The organism is Streptosporangium sp. NPDC049644 (assembly GCF_040675205.1).
Lineage (GTDB): Bacteria > Actinomycetota > Actinomycetes > Streptosporangiales > Streptosporangiaceae > Streptosporangium > Streptosporangium fukuiense.
The window spans coordinates 1-3,952 of the sequence record NZ_JBFAOJ010000211.1; the positions used below are offsets into that span (position 1 = coordinate 1).

The window sequence follows — 3,952 nt, forward strand, 5'->3', positions numbered from 1 at the left end:
GGCGCGTCCACGTGCAGCGTCTTGGGCAGCACCCCGTGCCGCATCGCCATGACCATCTTGATCACGCCCGCCACACCGGCGGCCGCCTGCGTGTGACCGATGTTCGACTTGACCGACCCCAGCAGCAGCGGACGGTCGTCCGGCCGATTCTGCCCATAGGTCGCCATCAGCGCCTGGGCCTCGATCGGGTCACCCAGCGTCGTACCGGTGCCGTGCGCCTCGACCGCGTCCACCTCAGCGGGAGCCAGCCCGGCCCCGGCCAGAGCCTGGCGGATCACCCGCTGCTGCGACGGGCCGTTCGGCGCGGTCAGGCCGTTGGAGGCTCCGTCCTGGTTGACGGCGGAGCCGCGCACGATGGCGAGCACCTGGTGGCCGTTGCGGCGCGCGTCCGACAGACGCTCCAGGACCAGCATGCCCACGCCCTCGGAGTAGCTGGTGCCGTCCGCGGCGTCGGCGAACGACTTGGCCCGCCCATCGGGCGCCAGCCCTCCTTGAGCGCTGAAGTCGACGAACGCCGCCGGAGTGGCCATCACGGTCGCGCCGCCGGCCAGCGCCAGGTTGCACTCGCCCGAGCGCAGGGCCTGCGCGGCCATGTGCATCGCCACCAGCGAAGACGAGCACGCCGTGTCCACCGTCACCGCCGGGCCCTCCAGGCCCAGCGTGTACGAAATGCGGCCGGTCGCGATGCTTCCCGCGGTGCCGGTGCCGACGAAGCCCATCGCCTCCGGCGGGAACTGGGCGCTCATCGCGTAGTCGTGGTAGAAGATGCCGGCGAACACGCCCGTGTGGCTGCCCCGCAGGGAGGTCGGGTCGATCCCGGACCGCTCGATCGCCTCCCAGGACGCCTCCAGCAGCAGACGCTGCTGCGGGTCCATCGCCAGTGCCTCACGCGGCGAGATCCCGAAGAACGCCGGATCGAACTGCGTGGCGCTCTCCAGGAAGCCGCCCTCGCGCACGTAGCTGGTGCCCCGCTGCTCGGTATCGGGGTTGTAGAGCGCCCGCAGATCCCAGCCCCGGGTGGTCGGGAATTCCGAGATCCCGTCCCCGCCCTCGATCACCAGTCGCCACAGATCCTCCGGCGAGTCGACCTCACCCGGGAAGCGGCAGGACATGCCCACAATCACGATCGGGTCGTCGCTCACCGGCAGGACGGGCGCGGGAATGATCGCGTCGGCGTGCTCGCCGAGCAGCTCGGCCAGCAGGTACTCCGCCAGCACGGTCGGCGTCGGGTAGTCGAACACCAGCGTGGACGGCAGCCTCAGCCCGGTGGCGGCGTTCAGCCGGTTACGCAGATCCACCGCCGTCAGGCTGTCGAAGCCCAGCTCGCGGAACTCCCGCCGCACCTCCACCGTCTCGGGCGAGACATGGCCGAGTACCATCGCCGCCTCGGTACGCACCAGGTCCACCAGGACCTCGGCGCGCTCGGCCGCCCCCAGCGGGGCCAGCCGCTGCAACAGCGTCGCCGCCACCACAGATCCGGACGCCGCCGACCGCCGGCCGGCCCGCACGAGACCTCGCAGCAACGCCGGAACCTCGCCGTGGGCGCGCATCACGGCCAGCTCGACCCGGAGCGGGATCACCACCGACCGGCTCACCCGTTCTGCGGCGTCGAACAGGGCCAGGCCCTGCTCCACCGACAGCGGCGGCATGCCCGTACGAGCGATCCGCCGCATGTCGGCGTCACTCAGCGTGCCGGTCATTCCGGCGTCCTGAGTCCAGGCGCCCCAGGCCAGCGACAGCGCGGGCAGCCCTTCGGCCCGGCGCGACTCGGCCAAGGCGTTGAGGAAGGTGTTCGCGGCGGCGTAGTTGCCCTGTCCGGGTGATCCCATCACACCCGACAGCGACGAGTACACGATGAACGCCGCGAGGTCCAGGTCCTTGGTGAGCTCGTGCAGGTGCCAGGCGGCGTCCACCTTCGGCCGCAGCACCCTGCCCAGCCGTTCCGGAGTCAGGGTCGGGATCGTCGCGTCTTCCAGCACGCCCGCGGTGTGGATGACCGCGGTGAGCGGATGCCCGGCCAGCAGGGCCGCCACCTGGTCCCGGTCGGCCATGTCACACGCCGCGATCGTGACCTCGGCGCCGTGCGCGATCAGCTCCGCTTGTAGCTCCAACGCACCCGGAGCGTCCAGGCCCCGACGGCTGGTCAGCAGCAGGTGCCGCACACCGCGCTCGGCCACCAGATGCCGCGCCAGATGACCGCCCAGACCACCCGTACCACCGGTGATCAGGACCGTGCCGTCCGGATCCCACGGCCGTTCGATCTCTTCCGCCGGTGCCACGCGGGCCAGGCGCGGCACCCGTACCTCGCCGTCGCGCACCGCCACCTGCGGCTCGCCAGAGGCCAGCGCCGCGGTCAGCGACGACGGGGACGGCTCGGCGTCCACATCGACGAGCACGAACCGGCCCGGGTCCTCCCACTGCGCCGACCGGACCAGACCCCACACCGCCGCGGCGGCGAGGTCGGTGACCACATCGCCATCCCGCGCTGCCACCGCACCACGGGTGACGAACGCCAAGCGCGAAGTCCGGAACCGCTCGTCGGCCGGCCACCGCTGCAGCAGGCCGAGTACGTGGGCGACCAGCTCGTAGGTCGACTCCACCACGCTCTCGGGGTCGGCCGATCCGACGGTGACCATGACCACGTCCGGTGCCGGGTCCAGCGAGTCGAGATCTCCGCCCAGCTCGGCCACGCTCACACCGGTCTCCGCGCCCCGCACCTCCGGCAGCGCGGTCCAGTCCAGGCCGAACAGCGAGTCCCGCTCCACGTCACGGCCACCGCCCGCGCCGGCGAGCTGGTCGGGGGTGAACGGACGCACGATCAGCGAGCGCGCCGACAGCACCGGCGCTCCTTCTCGATCGACCGCCGTCAGCGACACCGAGTCCTCGCCCACCTTGGCCAGCCGCACCCGCAGCAACCCCGCGCCGCCCGCGTGCAGGCTCACGTCCTGCCAGGAGAACGGCAGCAGGCCGCCCTGGGCGACGTCCAGTCCGGCGAACGTGACCGCGTGCAGCGCCGCGTCCAGCAAGGCCGGGTGCACCCCGAACGCGCCCGCGTTGGACGCCGCCTGCTCGGGAAGGGCGACCTCGGCGAGCACCTCGCCATCTCGCTGCCAGACCGCCCGCAGCCCCTGGAACACCGGACCGTAGCCCAGCCCGCGGGTGGCCAGCTCGTCGTACAACCCGTCCAGCTCGACCGTGGTCGCGCCGACCGGCGGCCACACCGCCGTGTCGAACGGCACGGCGGCCGTGCCCTCCGTGGTGAGCGTGCCGGTGGCGTGCCGTACCCACGGCACTTCGTCGCCGGCCTGCGCCGGGCGGGAGTAGACGCTCAGGGCCCGCCGGCCGGTCTCCTCCGGAGCGCCGACCGCGATCTGGACCACCACCGCGTCGTCCTCGCCCAGCACCAGCGGCGCGGCCAGGGTCAGTTCCTCCACCACCTCGCAGCCGACCTGGTCACCGGCCCGGATCGCCAGCTCCAGGAAGCCGGTGCCCGGGAAGAACACCATCCCGGCCACCGCGTGATCGGCCAGCCACGGATGCGACGACAGCGACAGCCGCCCGGTCAGCAGCACCCCGTCGGAGTCGGCCAGGCCGACCGCCGCGCCCAGCAGCGGATGCCCCGCCGCCGCCAGCCCGGCCGCCGCCACGTTCCCCACCTGAGGACCTGTCTGCTCGGGCCAGTACCACTGGTGCTGGAAGGCATAAGTCGGCAGGTCCACCCGGCGGCCACCGGTCAGCACCGCCTGCCAGTCCACCGCCACGCCCCGGACGAACAACTCCGCCGCCGAGGTCAGCACCCGGTCCAGCCCGCCCTCGTCACGGCGCAGCGTCCCGGAGATCACGGTGGTGAAGTCGCTCTCGTCCACGCACTCGCCGATGCCGACCGTCAGCACCGGATGCGGGCTCACCTCCACGAACACCCGATACCGCTGCTCCAGCAGCGAACCGACCG

General features: G+C 72.6%; 1 protein-coding gene. It reads right to left on the minus strand.

Going from position 1 to position 3,952, the window contains the following annotated elements; genetic code table 11:
- Window positions 1-3,952: type I polyketide synthase (locus tag AB0J58_RS44350; RefSeq protein WP_364227726.1), on the minus strand; the 3,952-nt coding region annotated here is incomplete at both ends.